Source organism: Kangiella koreensis DSM 16069 (genome assembly GCF_000024085.1).
Taxonomy (GTDB): Bacteria; Pseudomonadota; Gammaproteobacteria; order Enterobacterales; family Kangiellaceae; genus Kangiella; species Kangiella koreensis.
Genome location: NC_013166.1, coordinates 337,940 through 353,942 on the forward strand (window position 1 = coordinate 337,940; position 16,003 = coordinate 353,942).

At 46.1% G+C, this 16,003-nt stretch carries 13 protein-coding genes; 12 read left to right on the forward strand and 1 reads right to left on the reverse strand.

All coding sequences use genetic code 11. The annotated features are described in order from the left end of the window. The first annotated feature begins 181 nt into the window (after positions 1-181). The gene (locus KKOR_RS01580; RefSeq protein ID WP_012800257.1) at positions 182-1,393 is read left to right on the forward strand and encodes a hypothetical protein; all 1,212 of its coding nucleotides are present in this window, start codon (positions 182-184) and stop codon (positions 1,391-1,393) included. Positions 1,394-1,597: 204 nt separating this feature from the next. Here the strand turns inward: KKOR_RS01580 and KKOR_RS01585 are convergent, their stop codons facing one another. After that, positions 1,598-3,442 carry a hypothetical protein gene (locus KKOR_RS01585; protein WP_228638709.1) on the reverse strand — a complete coding sequence of 615 codons (1,845 nt, stop codon included), beginning with the start codon at positions 3,440-3,442 and terminating at the stop codon, positions 1,598-1,600. A gap of 280 nt (positions 3,443-3,722) precedes the next feature. Between KKOR_RS01585 and leuS the strand changes: the two genes are divergently transcribed. The 11 genes from leuS (at position 3,723) to KKOR_RS01640 (ending at position 15,941) form a co-directional block, all read left to right on the forward strand. Next, positions 3,723-6,368, forward strand: coding sequence for a leucine--tRNA ligase (gene leuS / locus KKOR_RS01590; protein ID WP_012800259.1), 2,646 nt, complete (start codon positions 3,723-3,725; stop codon positions 6,366-6,368). 55 nt (positions 6,369-6,423) lie between these two features. After that, the gene (locus tag KKOR_RS01595; RefSeq protein ID WP_012800260.1) at positions 6,424-6,927 is read left to right on the forward strand and encodes an LPS-assembly lipoprotein LptE; all 504 of its coding nucleotides are present in this window, start codon (positions 6,424-6,426) and stop codon (positions 6,925-6,927) included. A gap of 15 nt (positions 6,928-6,942) precedes the next feature. Next, positions 6,943-8,037 (forward strand): DNA polymerase III subunit delta, encoded by a 1,095-nt coding sequence (gene holA / locus KKOR_RS01600; protein ID WP_012800261.1) that lies wholly within the window; start codon positions 6,943-6,945, stop codon positions 8,035-8,037. A 2-nt stretch (positions 8,038-8,039) separates the two neighbouring features. Beyond that, positions 8,040-8,714: a nicotinate-nucleotide adenylyltransferase gene (gene nadD, locus KKOR_RS01605; protein ID WP_012800262.1), complete on the forward strand. Its 675-nt coding sequence runs from the start codon at positions 8,040-8,042 to the stop codon at positions 8,712-8,714. Continuing rightward, complete coding sequence (rsfS, locus tag KKOR_RS01610) at positions 8,714-9,061, forward strand: ribosome silencing factor (protein ID WP_012800263.1); 348 nt, start codon at positions 8,714-8,716, stop codon at positions 9,059-9,061. The genes nadD and rsfS overlap by 1 nt, the downstream gene beginning before the upstream one ends. Before the next feature lie 18 nt (positions 9,062-9,079). Next, entirely contained in the window at positions 9,080-9,550 is a 471-nt protein-coding gene (rlmH, locus tag KKOR_RS01615; protein ID WP_012800264.1) for a 23S rRNA (pseudouridine(1915)-N(3))-methyltransferase RlmH, read from the forward strand. Between the two features lie 178 nt (positions 9,551-9,728). After that, entirely contained in the window at positions 9,729-11,627 is a 1,899-nt protein-coding gene (gene mrdA / locus KKOR_RS01620; protein WP_012800265.1) for a penicillin-binding protein 2, read from the forward strand. Next, positions 11,611-12,735 (forward strand): rod shape-determining protein RodA, encoded by a 1,125-nt coding sequence (gene rodA, locus KKOR_RS01625; RefSeq protein WP_012800266.1) that lies wholly within the window; start codon positions 11,611-11,613, stop codon positions 12,733-12,735. Before mrdA ends, rodA begins: the two co-directional genes overlap by 17 nt. Positions 12,736-12,752: 17 nt before the next feature. Next, positions 12,753-13,787 (forward strand): lytic murein transglycosylase B, encoded by a 1,035-nt coding sequence (gene mltB, locus KKOR_RS01630; RefSeq protein ID WP_012800267.1) that lies wholly within the window; start codon positions 12,753-12,755, stop codon positions 13,785-13,787. A gap of 45 nt (positions 13,788-13,832) precedes the next feature. Next, a complete protein-coding gene (locus tag KKOR_RS01635; protein WP_012800268.1) occupies positions 13,833-14,735 on the forward strand; it encodes a septal ring lytic transglycosylase RlpA family protein in 903 nt (300 codons plus the stop codon). 36 nt (positions 14,736-14,771) lie between these two features. Next, entirely contained in the window at positions 14,772-15,941 is a 1,170-nt protein-coding gene (locus KKOR_RS01640; RefSeq protein WP_012800269.1) for a D-alanyl-D-alanine carboxypeptidase family protein, read from the forward strand. Positions 15,942-16,003 lie beyond the last annotated feature (62 nt).

Here is a 16,003-nt window from a genome sequence, read left to right on the forward strand (position 1 = left end):
CGTTTCGTTATTATCTTCACCTTTCTATTCGTAGCTTTATGTTCCTTTTACTGTTAGTAGCTGTAATAATTTCTGTAAAGTATAGAGAAAAGTAGTAAGTAGGGTTATTCGTCAGACTCTAACCCTAGGAATTCAGATTTAGAGTGTGATTTAGAAGTAATAGAAACTGTGGAGTAGGAGAATGTCTGTATTCAACTTGACTGGTAAAGGGGAGCTACACTGTAAAAAGTCCGGAAGTGTTGCGAAAGTTAAGTTAAAAATTTCGCCAGTAAATGGTCGAACGCGTCTTCATTGCTCTCCACTGCAACCAAACGATTCTTTTTCTTTAGCAAAGCTTGCTTTTTCCCACAGCGAGATAGCTTTGAAAAATGTTTACTTTAGCAGTGCTGCCGGAGTGCTCTCAGCAGATCACCTGTCTGATGTTTATATTAATTACCTAACGTCAGTTGATGAACAGCCGCCCCAGTTAATCACGCAGCTGACTAAACCACCAGACAATGAACACACTTTGAACTTAGAGGCTGCATACTTAGAATTACCTAGGTCAATTTTACAAGTCGAGCTTGAAGTAAAGCAAAGTATAGAAGGCTATCAGTTAATGTTTATTGGGGCAGCTCAAAGTCTAAAAGCGTTTAAAACAAAAATTATTCTAGGAAATCAATCTATTAAGATAAAGTCGTTTGGTAATTGTCATCCGACTTTAGCCGGAATAATAGTTGCTGAGTTTAACAGCAAACTGAACGGTGACAACGAGACAGCTTTGCGTATATCTCTTGAATTATACCTACGACAGAAGCTGAGCTTTCTTGCGGAAATTGGGCACAATAAAGTTAATATCAATTTAATCGATCACTCAACAGTGAGTTATAGCCCTCTGAATAATAGCCCACAGCACAGCTTCCAAAAGATTAAAAACTTTGTAATTAAAAATCCTTCGTATAGAACATACTTTCGTTTCCTAGTTGAGTTGGCAGGTAATAGTGGGGTAATTGATGACAGGCTGCAAAATGGCTTCGTTGCATTAGAAGCATTATTCGATGGTAATAAATTGCGTAAAGAGAAAGTTAGTGAAAAGCTAAAGGTTTCAATTGGCACAGCGGAACTAATAGTAGAGTTAAGAAATAAAATGTTTCACTATGGAGAAAGCATCGCAGAGACAGTTCAAATAGTCTCAAGAGAAAAGCAGGTTCATACAAAGTCACCCTTAAGACCTATTATTGATGAGCTGAAAGATAACACGGATCTGAGCTGGGTTCTGTATAGTGGATTTACAGATCTTATGTTCATGTATTTTGCAGAACTCGTGGGGTTAGGGGTAGGGTCAGTTAAACGATGGTGTCCTGTTAATCTACGCGATGATGACTGGTATAAAAAGTTGAAAGTTGATCAGTAGGGTGCGTCGTGACGCACCGTTAGAATTTATAAGTTTGATTTAGTTTATGGCATTCCTAGAGCAGGGTCTAAGTCACGACGCACATTACATTTAATAACTTTAAACTCCTGTCATACTTCTCATTCCACCGTAATCTTGTAAGGGGTTACGATTTGATACCGACAGGTATCTATAGAAGGCAGGTAGGCCGTTTTGGCCGAATAGTTAATGCGGTCTTAATACCGCATCGCGGCCTGGGCCGCGCTCCCCTTCATAAGCTGGAACGAGCTTTATACCTGTTTCCTGACAGGATACAACCCAATCACCGCCACCACCGACATAAGATGAATGTTTGTTGCTACCTGAAATCTCTTGTGGTCCATCTGATAATGGCCCTTCAGCAGTTCCTTCATAAGTAAATTTTTGAAGATCAATCTTGAGAATCCCATCTTCAATTTTCCAAAGACCGGAGTGGGTGTAGGTGTTGTAATCAACAGTGGTTTTGCCATCGCTCATCATGTGTGGGTCTTCGATGATGAATGAGCCGCCTCTTGCTAGAGTCACGATCGGGCCGTCGTTATCGAAGGTTACTGTTCCGCCGTCCATCTCGAATATTTGTTTGGCGGCACCCCTGAATCGAAATCTATCCTTGGTATCTGCTGCTTCGATCATTCGTTTGGCTTTTTCCAGGTCTGCAAGCTGCTCGGGGGGAACCATTGCTCGGTACATTTCAATCGCCTCAAGCGCACCGTCGAAAGTATCTTCTGCTTCAGGGTCGGCTGTTGCCACTTCCGTCCAACGGCCGATATGACAGCCGCAGGTTAAACCATTGGTGTTGTCCAGCGTGAGATTGACATTTAAATCATCGCCGGAGGGCATGATAGTTGCGAATAAAACCGGGGAGCTTGATGGTTCCAGTTCCACCGTTTCTGTCACCCTAATCCAGTTGTCCTCTGAGTCTTTGTAGGCGAGCTGTGCGTCACCGGGTGCGATAGTTAATGGTGATGCTGAGCCCTCTGGAAATGTAACTTCCCGCAATTGAACTGATAGTGGTGGTCCTTCAATTTTGGCGCCACAGGTTTCGCCAAGCTCCAGCGATTCGACCTCTGCCTGAAACGGTAGTGGGCGACCATCCGGCATGGTTATGGTTTGCTCAGCCTGAGCAATTGCCCAATCCAGCCAGCGCTCCGGCGGCAGAATTTCGGCAGCGCGGCGTGGCTCCTTCAGGTATTCACGCCCGCCCATGCCGAGGGAAATCCCCCAGCTGGTATCAAATTGCTGATCACCCCAGAAAAAGAAGGGTTGGGCATCATAGCTGTGCTGGGTGAGCGAGCATTCCGGCTGACGTTCGAAAAATTGTTCAATCTTGTTGTCACGTTCGGTTGCGCCCGGGACAACCTTGTGTGCAGCCCATTCTGCGGCACCTTCTACCCACCACAGTTCTCTCATTGCTGGTCTATAGGCGCCATTCTGCATGCTATGCATCCACTCATGAGCCAACGCAAAACGGGTCTTTCGTTCACCAACGATGGTGTGCGGACGAACCACAATCAGACACAATCCTTCCGGTAATTTAACATCAAGGTCTTCACCCTCATCAACGTAATTTGATAGATCATGTTTTTCATCTTTTTTAGCACATTGCGTGAAAGCTAAGGTATCGCCCAGAAGATCAAGTTCGCTTTCAACCAATAACACCGCTCGATCTGGCGGGGTGGCAAAGTAGGCTTGTAGTTCTTTGAGCGCTGGAGCAATTGACCGCAATCGTTCGAGCATCGGATCTCTGGTGCCTTCATCCCCACGCTTGCGAATACGGTAGATGACCTGATCACCAATCTGAAAGTCGGCACGCTGGAGAGTGCCCATATTAACAATTTCGTTCATATGAGCATCCCAGACACCGGGAGGTGGGGCAACACCCGAAGGGGCTGTGCAGGTAGCACTAACAATCGGGACGCAGAATACTGCGCTGATAAGACTCAATATTCTCAACCAATAGAGTCTTTTGTCGCTCCTTTGCACAGACTCATTAGAGGAGAAGTTAAATAAAGAGGGCAAACCTGAATCCATATCCATAGCACCTGTCCGAATTAATGTGATCAGTGGGGTAAGTATATTATGTTTTTTGACCCGATACTGTGGAACGGGTTGGGCGATGTACCATGACCATGCAATAAGCTCGCAACTATTCGACCGCGTCATTCTGATGTTATTAAATCCCGCTAAAACCTTCATTTTACGGGGATTTGCGCTTGTTGCGATTGGGTCACTCAGGTATCCTTAGAGGCTTGTGTCGGTGGGCCGTAGCGATGGGCCTGTAACGAGTCATTAATTCAAGAATCTGCAAGCAATGCAACTATCAGAACAATCTCTACCAGAACATTATCAACCTTCTGAAATTGAAGGAAAAATCCAGCAAAAGTGGGAACAGAATAAGACTTTTAAAGCGGTGGAAGATGCTTCCCGTGAGAAGTATTACTGCCTGAGCATGTTTCCCTATCCGAGTGGTCGTTTGCACATGGGTCATGTGCGTAACTATACCATTGGTGATGTGATTTCGCGTTTCCAGCGGATGCAGGGCAAGAATGTGTTGCAGCCGATTGGTTGGGATGCGTTTGGTTTGCCTGCGGAGAATGCGGCGGTTAAGAATAAGGCATCGCCTGCGCCCTGGACCTATGAAAATATCGAATACATGAAAGGTCAGCTGAAAATGCTGGGCTTTGCTTACGACTGGGATCGCGAGCTGGCGACCTGTAAGCCAGAGTATTATCGCTGGGAACAGTGGTTCTTCACCAAGCTGTATGAGAAGGGACTGGTCTATAAGAAGACCTCATCGGTCAATTGGTGTCCGAATGACCAGACGGTGCTTGCGAATGAGCAGGTGGTTGATGGTGCCTGCTGGCGCTGTGATACGCCGGTTGAGCAGAAAGAAATTCCGCAGTGGTTTATTAAAATCACTGCCTACGCAGAAGAATTGTTGAATGATCTGGATAAGCTGGATGGCTGGCCTGAGATGGTTAAGACCATGCAGCGCAACTGGATTGGCCGCTCGGAAGGGGTTGAGGTTGAATTCTCTGTAGAGACAGGCGATGAAAGCGAAAATGGCAATGGCATTGAGCCGTTGCACGTATATACGACGCGTCCTGACACCCTATACGGCGTAACCTATCTGGCAGTCGCTGCCGCCCATCCGCTTGCCACTAAAGCAGCGAAAAGTAATTCTGAGTTGGCGGCCTTCGTTGATGAGTGCAAGCACAGCAAAATGTCTGAAGCAGACATGGCGACCATGGAAAAGAAAGGGATGCCAACTGGAGTTTATGCGATTCACCCATTAAGCGGCAAAAAAGTGCCGGTGTGGGTGGCAAATTTTGTATTGATGGATTATGGCACCGGCGCTGTGATGGCGGTTCCGGGGCATGACCAGCGTGATTATGAATTCGCGACCAAATACGGCATCGATATTGCGCCAGTGGTCAAGCCTGCCGATGGTTCCGAGCTGGATATCAGCGAACAGGCACATACCGAGAAAGGTGTTCTGTTTAATTCGGGCGAGTTCGATGGCCTGGATTTTGAAAAAGCATTTGCTGCTATTACCGCGAAGTTAGAAGCCGAAGGCAAGGGCAAGAAGACGGTCAATTACCGCCTGCGTGATTGGGGTGTTTCCCGTCAGCGTTACTGGGGGGCGCCGATTCCGATGGTTAATATGCCGGATGGTTCGGTGGTTGCTGCACCGGAAGATCAACTTCCAGTCCGTTTGCCAGAAGATGTGGTGATGGATGGCGTGACCAGCCCATTGAACACCGATGAAGAGTGGAAAAAAGCGATTGTTGATGGTGTTGAAGGTGTTCGTGAAACCGATACCTTTGACACCTTCATGGAGTCGAGCTGGTATTACGCGCGTTACACCAGCACTGGTTATGACGAGGGTATGTTAGATCCTGAGCAGGCCAATTACTGGCTGCCAGTGGATCAATATATTGGTGGTATCGAACATGCCACCATGCATCTGATGTATTTCCGTTTCTTCCACAAATTATTGCGCGATGCAGGTCTGGTCAATTCTGATGAGCCGGCTAAACAGTTGTTGTGTCAGGGCATGGTGTTGGCTGATGCCTTCTATTACACCGATGACAAAGGTGCCCGTCACTGGGTCTCACCGCTTGAAGTTGAAGTGGTCGAGCGTGATGATAAAGGCCGTATTACTAAAGCAGTGGACAGCGAAGGTCGTGAGGTCACTCATGCTGGCATGACCAAAATGTCGAAGTCCAAGAATAATGGTATCGACCCACAGTCTATGGTCGATGAATATGGCGCTGATACTATGCGCCTGTACACCATGTTTGCTTCGCCGCCGGATCAGGCGCTTGAGTGGCAGGATTCAGCGGTTGAAGGCTCGCTACGTTTCTTGCGTCGTCTGTGGAAACTGGTGCAGAGTCATCAGCAAAAAGGGCAAGTGGCGAAGCTGGATGTGACAAGCTTGAACAATGATCAAAAAGCGCTACGCCGTAAAACTCATGAGACAATTGCGAAAGTCACTGACGATTATGCACGTCGCTATACCTTTAATACAGCGATTGCTGCGGTGATGGAATTACTCAATCATGTCAGCAAAGCCGAAGAGTCAAGCGAGCAGGATCGTGCGGTAGTACAGGAAGCGTTGGATGCGGCAGTAGCCATGTTGGCGCCTATTGTGCCACATATCTGTACTGTCTTATGGCAGTCGCTAGGTGGGCTGGTTAATGAAGAGCGTGTTGATGTGGTCGATGCGGATTGGCCAACAGCGGATAAATCTGCCATGGTGCAGGACGAAAAGCTGATCATCGTCCAGGTTAACGGTAAGGTTCGTGCCAAGATTACCGTTGCAGCTGATGCGAGCAAAGATGAAGTCGAAAAGCTGGCGATGGCCGATGAGCATGTGCAGAAGTTTATTGCTGATAATACGGTTCGCAAAGTGATTGTGGTGCCAGGTAAACTGGTGAACATTGTTACTAATTAATGAGCTGCTAAACATTAGAACAGCGAATGATTAATGAAACCAAAGGAAGATAGTGATGAAGCAATTAAATCTAAGCTTACTATTGATGATTGCAGTCATTGGTCTGAGTGCTTGCGGTTTCCAATTGCGTGGACAGGGCGCTGAATTATCCAACACTAAGGTCTGGTTGATCAGTCAGGACATGAACGCGAATTTTGAGCGTCGCCTTCAACAACGTCTTGCCTATCAGGGCGCTGAATTGGTTGCACAGCCTGAACAATCTGAGCTGCAACTGGCGATTGTCAATTATGGTGTTGAGCGTCGCACCGTCGCTCGGGACAGTTTAGGTCGTGCTGCAGAACTGGAATTGATTTTTAGTTTAGAGTATCAAATGTTGACACCTGAAATGGTTACCGAGCAAGAGCCAGAAACGCAGCGCATGACCAGTCGTCGTGAGTTTGCCTATGAGCGCAACCTGGAGTCTGGGCAGGAGCGTGAGCAACAGCGTTTAATTGCTGACATGCACGAAGAAGTGATTGGTCGCTTATTATTGCAGATTGCTGGCACTGTGAGTCGCTAGGAGAAATCGTAAAGCGTGAAAATTTATCCCGAACAGCTGGAAAAAAACCTTAATACACTGTATCCGGTTTATCTGGTTGCTGGGGATGAGCCTTTGCAAAAGATGGAAGCAGTTGATGCTATTCGCGCTTATTGCAAACAACAGGGTCTGCTCGAACGACAAATTATTGAAGAAGCTGGAACCAGCAATCCGCTGACTGACCAAGCCGGTACCATGTCTTTATTCGCTGAGAGTCGGTTGCTTGAATGGCGCTTTGATAAAAGTATCAAAAAAGCGCACGGCGAATTTATCCAATCTTTTATCAACAGTGAACCGCAGGATGTACTGCTGATCACTGCGCCAAAACTTTCCTCTGAAAAACGCTTAGCCTGGTATAAAACTGTTGAGCAGAAAGGCTTGGTGGTAGAAGCCTGGCCGGTGCCGGCTGAGCGACTGGGTAATTGGTTATCGACACGGGCACGCAAACTTGGAGTGGCATTAGAGCCTGATGCCTTGGCGACACTGATTGAGCGTTGTGAAGGCAATCTTTTGGCAGCGCAGCAGGATTTGCAGATGTTGTCCTTGTTGTCCGATGGACAGCCAGTCAGTTCGCACAATATTAAAGAATACGTTGGTGATAATGCGCGCTATTCTGTCTATGAATTATCGGATGCCTGTCTTAGCGGGCAAACTGATCGTGCTTTGCGCATGTTGGCCACCTTGCAGGCCGAAGGCGTTTATCCATTAGTACCCATTAATCAACTGTTGCGTGAATGCCAGCTACTGGCGGACTGGGCTGAAAAAATGGCTAAGGGTGAAACACTGGCGAATATCATGCAGAGTCAGCGAGTCTGGCCAAAGCGACAGAAAATTCTGCAAGTGGCCATGGGCAAAGGCAGTGTTAAAAAATGGTATGCCTTGGTTCAACGGCTAACCTATCTTGATAAGTCAGCAAAGGGTCAGGCGGATGCCGATGTCTGGCAGGAACTGGCACATGTGGTGTGTTTGATGACCAATCGCAATCCGTTACGAGGAAGTGGTGCTAAACCTGCAGCATCTAAAGCGTCAGCGCCGAAGGTTACAGCAGAACAAGGTTTATCCGATCTGAAAAAGTCCTTAGGAATGAATTAGTTATGAGTACCAGCTGTGGCATGGTTCATATCATTCTTGGTGGCACCTTTGATCCAGTGCATTTAGGCCACCTACGCATGGCGCAGGAAATGCTGAATCGCTTTCCTGAAGCGCAAGTATCTTTAATGCCGGCGGCTTATCCTCCCCATCGCCCGACTCCTGGTGCAACTACTGAGCAACGCATAGAAATGCTCGATTTAATATTACGTGCTAGCCCAAGTTTTCATCTTGATAGCCGAGAGCTGGAGCGCGAAGAGGCGAGCTATAGTGTGGTTACTTTACGGAACATTCGTTTAGAGATTGGTGATAACCCATTGATTTTCCTGATGGGAACGGATGCCTTTGCTAAACTCGACAGCTGGTATCATTGGCAGGAACTGTTAGAACTAAGCAATATTTTAGTGGTGGGGCGCCCCAGTAGTGAGCTGCCACAACAAGGGCCTGTTGCTGAACTGTATCAGGCGCACAAGGTCAGTAAGCCAGAAGACTTGGCGCATTACTCATGCGGTAGGATAGGTTTTTGCGAAATGCCACAGTTGGACATTTCCTCAACCTATATTCGTGAGCAAATAAAAAGCGGATTTTCACCGCGTTTTTTATTACCTGATGTTATACTAGACTACATTCAACAGCATGGCCTCTATGGCTATCAAACACATTCACCCAAAGGTAATTAATGGAAGCGGAGCAATTGAAAGATCTGGTTGTTGACCAGTTAGAAGGCAGTAAAGCCAAAGATATCAAAGTACTCAATGTAAAAGGTCTTAGTTCAGTGACTGATTACATGATCATAGCGAGCGGTACTTCCAGCCGCCACGTCAAATCGGTAGCCCATAACCTTGTTTCAAGCGTTAAAGATGAAGGGGTTCAACCATTAGGGGTTGAAGGCGATGATGTGGCAGAGTGGGTGCTGGTTGATTTAGGTGATGTTGTGGCCCATATCATGATGCCGCAAACTCGCGATTTTTATCAGTTGGAAAAATTGTGGGACCCCAACTGGAAAGAAGTCAGCGCACAGCATTAAGTAAGAACTCTCCTTAGGATGCAGGTTCGTCTATTAACCGTTGGCCAGAAAATGCCGGCTTGGGTTGAGCAGGGTTTTCAGGAATACGCCAAACGATTTCCCAATGACTTTAAACTTGAGCTGGTCGAAGTGCCGGCTGAAAAGCGTGGCAAGAACGCGGACATTGCACGGATTACTGAAAAAGAAGGTCGCTCGCTGTTGGAGCAAATTCAATCCGGCGACTGGGTGATTGCACTGGATGTAAAAGGTAAATCATTTTCAACCTCACAATTGGCGCAACAGATTGAGCATTGGCAACAGCATTATCCGAATGTGGTACTGTTAGTTGGTGGCCCCGAAGGCTTATCAGAACAGTGTCTGGCACGTGCCAATCAGAAGTGGTCATTGTCGGCTCTAACATTTCCGCATCCGATGGTGCGTATTATTGTCGCTGAGTCGCTTTATCGCGCCTGGTCTGTGACGGTGAATCATCCTTATCATCGGGAATAAGTCTCATAGGGAATAAGCCTCACAGGGAGTGAGTCTCGTAGAGAATGGGTGTTATCGGGATAAGCGTGCAAAGTAAGTAGTGTCATTGTAAGTAAGGCCGAAAGATTGATTGGGAATGTCGATCCAAGATTAATGAATGGGATATGAAATTATTTCAGCTGGTGTTAGTCCATAAGGTATGTATAAACGACAAGCCATAAAAGACGTCGGTCGCGAAACTTCCATGTTTTTCGCGCGTTGCATCGTGGCTTTGTTTATTGTTTTTATTCTGTTGGTGGTATTGATCAGCCGCCAGTTCAAATTACAAGTCATTGATTACCAGAAGTATCAAACTCAATCAGAAAATAATCGTATTAGTATCCAGCCGATAGCACCGGTGCGTGGCTTAATCTACGATCGCCATGGTAAGCTGCTCGCGCAAAACCGTTCAATATTCACCCTCGAAATCACACCGGAACAAACCAAAGATCTGCCGCAATTAGTTAATGAGCTAAGAACAGTTTTAACCATTAGTGATGAACAGGTCTTAAAGTTTTTAGAGCAAATCAAGTTTCGTCCCAAGTTTAACTCCTACGTTTTAAAATCAAATCTTACCGAAGATGAAGTGGCCAAGTTCTCTGTAGTTCAGCATATGTATCCTGGCGCTAGTCTTGAGGCACGGCTCGAGCGTTATTATCCCTATGGCGAAGAACTGGTTCATGTACTGGGTCGTATGGGTGCAATCAACGTACAAGAGCTAGAGGCTATGGATGAGGAAACGCGATTACGTTATGCCGCAACATCCAAAATGGGTAAGCTGGGTTTAGAGCGTTATTACGAAAATATTTTGCATGGCGAAGTCGGCAGCCAGCGAGTCGAAACCGATGTGCGTGGCCGGATTATTCGAGTACTGGAACGAACCGATCCCGTTACCGGTATGGATATTTATCTACATTTGGATTTGGATTTGCAGCGCAAAGCAACACAACTGCTGAAAGAGGTTGATGCTAGTGGTGCTATTGTGGCTGTGGAGCCGTCAACTGGCGGTGTATTAGCTATGGTCAGTCAGCCTGGCTATGATCCCAACCTATTTACCGGTGGTATTTCCAGTAGCGACTATCAGAAGTTACTGACCCCAGACCGGCCTCTCTATAATCGCGCGGTACAGGGAACTTATGCTCCTGCTTCAACCATTAAGCCACATCTGGCATGGCTCGGACTTAAAGAAGGTGTGATTACGCCACAAACCAAAGTCCGTGACCCCGGCTGGTTTTCATTGCCCAACAATGATCGTCGTTACCGCGACTGGAAGGCGTGGGGACACGCTCCCTTTATGGATGTTGCTGGCTCAATTGTTGAATCTTGCGACACCTTCTTTTATGACCTTGCAGTACGAATCGGTATCGACCGAATTAATGAAGGCATGATGCAGTTTGGTTTTGGGCAGAAAACCGGCATTGATATGGAAGAAGAGAAAATTGGCATTATGCCCTCTCGTGAGTGGAAACGTACTACGCGTAAGGAACCCTGGTATAACGGAGATACTGTGAATATTGGGATTGGCCAGGGCTATTGGACAGCGACCCCATTGCAGTTAGCAAATGCCACGGCAGTTCTCGCCAATGATGGTATTCGTTACCAATTACAGTTGGTTAAAGAATTTGTCGATGGTGCTATCCATGAGCAAAATGTACCAGTCATGGCTTATCATCAAATTGAAGTCGGCGATGGGCAGTGGTTGGATCTGGTTAAGCAAAGTATGCATGATGTGGTCCACGGAGCGAAAGGTACTGCTCGCGGTGCTTTTACCGATACAGCTTATGAAGCAGCAGGCAAAACGGGAACTGCACAGGTGAAAAGTATTGCCGAAGATGAAGAATATGATGCCGAAACACTAGAAAAGAAATTTCATGATAATGCTTTGTTTATTGGTTACGCGCCGTTTGATAGTCCACGAATTGCGCTGGTGGTAGTGATGGAAAACGCAGGTGGCGGTAGCAGTAATGCAGCTCCGATAGCGCGTGAATTGATGGATTATTATTTGTTGGAAGACTCCGAGCAACAATCAGAGGATGCAAGCAATGTCACTACTCAGTAGTAGCGCAAACAGCCATAAAGAGCGATACAGTTTATTGTGGCGCTGGCACATTGATGCGCCATTGTTGCTGGGTATTATGTTGTTGATGGCGTTTAGTTTGTTGGCGGTTTATAGCGCTGGTGGAGAAAGTCTGGCTCTGGTCAAGCGACAGGCCGTACGCTTTGGTGCAGGACTAGTGGTGATGTTTGTACTTGCTCAATTTGAGCCACGAACATTTAGGCAATGGGCACCTGCTTTATACACAGTAGGCATTATATTTCTGTTAGCGGTTATATTTTTTGGTGAATCCAGTAAAGGCGCCCAGCGTTGGATAGACATTGGTATTCGTTTCCAGCCTTCAGAGATTATGAAGTTAGCGGTGCCTTTAATGCTTGCCTGGTACTTTGCCGAAAAAGCTTTGCCTCCCAATTTTTTGCAAACTGTTGGAAGTATTGTGTTGGTATTAACGCCAGTGGTGTTAATTATGCTACAGCCTGATTTAGGAACCTCCTTATTGATCGCGGCTTCTGGATTGTTTGTGGTCTTCTTTGCAGGGATTCGCTGGCGCTATATTGCGGGAGCATTATTATTGGCGGCAGTCCTAATACCACTCATGTGGTATTTCGTGATGCACGATTACCAGAAAGGCCGAGTTTTAACCTTCCTTAATCCTGAGCGTGACCCGCTCGGCGCGGGCTATCATATTATTCAGTCCCAGATTGCTATCGGCTCTGGTGGTATTTATGGCAAAGGCTGGCTCAACGGCACACAGTCGCAGCTGGAATTTTTACCCGAACGCCACACCGATTTTATCTTTGCCGTGATCGGTGAAGAATTTGGCCTGGTAGGTATCGTTCTGTTGTTGGCACTATATGCCTTTGTCATTGTCCGAGGTATATATATCAGCTTGCAAGGGCAGGAAACTTTTAGTCGATTATTAGGCGCGTCACTGATCTTGACGTTCTTTATCTATATTTTTGTAAATATAGGCATGGTCAGTGGTTTGTTGCCGGTAGTCGGGCTACCATTGCCCTTAATCAGTTACGGTGGTACTTCCATCGTCACCCTGATGGCAGCCTTTGGCATATTAATGTCAATACAAACCCATCGACGGCTGCACTCTACTTAATTTTGAAGCGAGGCTTTATGAAAGCAAGTATAAGAAGGCATTTCAACTCATTGGTATTGACTATTTCCTGCGTATTCTCAGGTGCGGCTGCGAATGCGAACTCTGATTTAGATAAGGCACCTACTGAGGCAAAAGCATTCGCTGCTTACATGCATAAAAAACACGGCTTTACTGAAGACTATGTACAGATGGTTTTAGATAAAGTGGAAGTTCGTCAAAGTATATTAGATGCCATCAGTCGGCCTGCTGAAAGTAAGGATTGGTATGAATATCGCCCAATATTTATCGAGCAAAAACGTATCAAACAAGGTGTTGAGTTTTGGCTTGAGCATGAAGAAACTTTGAAGCGCGCAGAAGAAAAATATCAAGTGCCAGCAGAAATTATTACCGCCATTATTGGCGTTGAAACCCGCTATGGTCGGGTTATGGGAAGTTTCCCGGTAGTTGATGCGATTGCTACTTTGGCTTTCCATTATCCGAAACGTGGTGCGTTTTTCGCTGGTGAGTTAGAAGAGTATTTTGTCTTGGCTCGTGAGCAGGGGTGGGATTTAGCAACTCCAAAAGGTTCTTATGCTGGTGCGATGGGCATGGGGCAATTTATCCCAACCTCATATCGCCATTATGCGGTTGATTTCGATGGCGACGGCAATATTAATTTATTTGACAATATCGACGATGCGGTTGGTAGTGTGGCGAATTATTTCCACGTACATGGCTGGCGCATGGGTGAGCCAGTAGCAGAATACCTGTCGATGCCTGATGCTAAATTAGTGGAACAATTTCGCAACGATAAACTCAAGCCACAGTTTACAATTGGTCAGATGAAGCAGGCTGGCCTCGAGTATGAAGGGACTCTGAAAGACACCGATGTCGCTGGTATTTATGCCTTTAAACAAGAAACAAAAGAAGAATTTTGGCTAGGCTTCAACAATTTTTATGTTATTACTCGTTATAATCGCAGTCCTTTGTATGCGATGGCGGTCCACCAGCTCAGTTTGGAAATTAAAGATGCTGTGGAACATGCTAAGCAAAAGTTGGTCGAAGTTGAGTAATCTAAATTTATTGAGAAAAGTTGAGAATTTGTTGTGATAACGAAAATGACCACTGAAAATGTTTTAACTTCCAGCAAGTTGTTGTTAGCAAGCCTGGGTTTGTTATTGATATCTGCCTGTACTAGCACGCCACCAGCGGAAGAGTATGAGTATGAGTACGGTAGTCCGGCAGATCGTTTGCGTCCTGATTATGCACCGGACGGAAGCGCAGGACCATTAACCGACGGGCCCATAGCTGAACCAACTCCTAAGGTTGAAGTTAAAAGCGGTTTAGGTAATCCTCCTTATTATGAAGTGGATGGCGTGGTCTATCATGTGAAGGACTCAGGTGATGGTTATAAAGATGTCGGTGTCGCCAGCTGGTATGGTCAGAAATTCCACGGTCGTCGTACTTCGTCAGGTGAAGTGTATGATATGTACCAATTCACGGCTGCTCATAAAACGCTACCTTTACCCAGTTACGCGCGGGTAACCAATTTAGATAATGGCCAGTCAGTGATCGTGAAGATTAATGATCGTGGGCCTTTTAAGAAGAATCGTATTATCGACTTATCTTATGCGGCATCAAAAAAACTCGGCTATCAAGCGCAAGGCACGGCGCGTGTAGAAGTCGAAGTATTAGCTTCACCACGGAATACGGGCCAGGTTAGCTCAGCTCGATTAGCACAAGCTGGCGAGTTAGAGTTACCGCCAATGGAAGAGCAGAAAGATAATGCTCAGTTGTTTGTGCAGGTAGGTGCTTTTGCCGATCCGCTGAGAGCTGATACTTTAGCGGCCCGTTTACGCGATCACTTTGGGCAACCGATTAGTACCAGTTCAGTCGATGTGAATGGCCAGAAGTTGCAACGGGTTCGTATTGGGCCTTTGCGCGATGCACGCACTGCTGAAAATATTTTACGCCAATTAAACGAGTACAACTTTGGCACAGCAAAAGTTGTTACTGAATAACTTATTACTTTATAAACTCCTGGGATTGTTACGCCAATGTCTTTTCAAGAAAAAACGCTAAAAATCTTACTGTCTGCTGGATTCATTTTGGCCTTCGTGGCTAATGTTGCAAATGCTGCAATACAACCGGGTAAACCCAATGTTGATGCCCGTTCTTATTTATTGATGGATTATGATACCGGTCAAATTATTATGGAGAATAATGCCGACCAGAAGCTACCACCAGCCAGCTTAACCAAAATGATGACCAGCTATATTATTGGCGACGAATTACATAAAGGTAATTTGAGCATGGATGATAAAGTCTTGGTCAGTGAAAATGCCTGGGCACAAAACCCAAAATTGAAGGGCGGTTCATTAATGTTTATTGAGGTGAACAAATACGTTCGCGTCGAAGACCTTTATCGCGGAATAATCATTCAGTCAGGTAACGATGCCAGTATTGCGATGGCAGAGCATATTGCCGGCACAGAAGGAGCCTTTGCTGATTTGATGAATCAATATGCGGCAAAGCTCGGCATGAAGGATACACATTTTGAGAACAGTACAGGCTGGCCAGCTGAAGGGCATGTAACGACGGCTCGAGACTTGGCTATTTTGGCGCGAGCTCTGATTCGTGATTTCCCTGAAGACTATAAGCTTTACGCTGAACGAGAGTTTACTTACAACGGTATTAAGCAGGCTAATCGAAATGGATTGCTAGGTGACCCAACTCTTAACGTTGATGGTCTAAAAACGGGCCATACGGAAGAGGCAGGTTACTGTCTGGTGTCGTCGGCTGAAAAAGAAGATATGCGTTTAATTTCGGTTGTAATGGGTACTGATAGCGAAGCTGAAAGAGCCGCAGAGACCCGCAAGTTACTTAATTTTGGTTTTCGCTTCTATACCAACATCAAACCATTTAAAGCAGGCCAAAGTCTACGCACGGCGAGAGTATGGAAGGGCGCGGAAGAAGAAGTAAAGGTTGGCTTAGCTCAGGATGCGGGGTTAACGCTACTTAAAAGCCAAAAAGATCAAATTCAAGCCAATTACACCATCCAGTCACAATTGATGGCTCCTATTCGTCGTGGCCAGGTAGTCGGTGAAGTCTTCTTTAAAGTAGGCGATAAAGAGATTAAACGGATGCCGCTGGTGGCTTTAGATAATGTAGAAGAGGCCGGTTTTTTCGGTCGTATGTGGGATTCAATGAAGCTTTGGTTTCACTAAGATGACGGTTCCACTAAGGCCATGATTTCATTAAAGCTTCAGTTTATTAAGACTCAGGAATA

Coding starts and splice junctions, on each gene's coding strand:
- KKOR_RS01580 (WP_012800257.1), top strand. CDS start 182: ATGTCTGTATTCAACTTGACTGGTAAAGGGGAGCTACACTGTAAAAAG.
- KKOR_RS01585 (WP_228638709.1), bottom strand. CDS start 3,442: ATGGATTCAGGTTTGCCCTCTTTATTTAACTTCTCCTCTAATGAGTCT.
- leuS (WP_012800259.1), top strand. CDS start 3,723: ATGCAACTATCAGAACAATCTCTACCAGAACATTATCAACCTTCTGAA.
- KKOR_RS01595 (WP_012800260.1), top strand. CDS start 6,424: ATGAAGCAATTAAATCTAAGCTTACTATTGATGATTGCAGTCATTGGT.
- nadD (WP_012800262.1), top strand. CDS start 8,040: ATGAGTACCAGCTGTGGCATGGTTCATATCATTCTTGGTGGCACCTTT.
- rsfS (WP_012800263.1), top strand. CDS start 8,714: ATGGAAGCGGAGCAATTGAAAGATCTGGTTGTTGACCAGTTAGAAGGC.
- rlmH (WP_012800264.1), top strand. CDS start 9,080: ATGCAGGTTCGTCTATTAACCGTTGGCCAGAAAATGCCGGCTTGGGTT.
- mrdA (WP_012800265.1), top strand. CDS start 9,729: ATGTATAAACGACAAGCCATAAAAGACGTCGGTCGCGAAACTTCCATG.
- rodA (WP_012800266.1), top strand. CDS start 11,611: ATGTCACTACTCAGTAGTAGCGCAAACAGCCATAAAGAGCGATACAGT.
- mltB (WP_012800267.1), top strand. CDS start 12,753: ATGAAAGCAAGTATAAGAAGGCATTTCAACTCATTGGTATTGACTATT.
- KKOR_RS01635 (WP_012800268.1), top strand. CDS start 13,833: ATGACCACTGAAAATGTTTTAACTTCCAGCAAGTTGTTGTTAGCAAGC.
- KKOR_RS01640 (WP_012800269.1), top strand. CDS start 14,772: ATGTCTTTTCAAGAAAAAACGCTAAAAATCTTACTGTCTGCTGGATTC.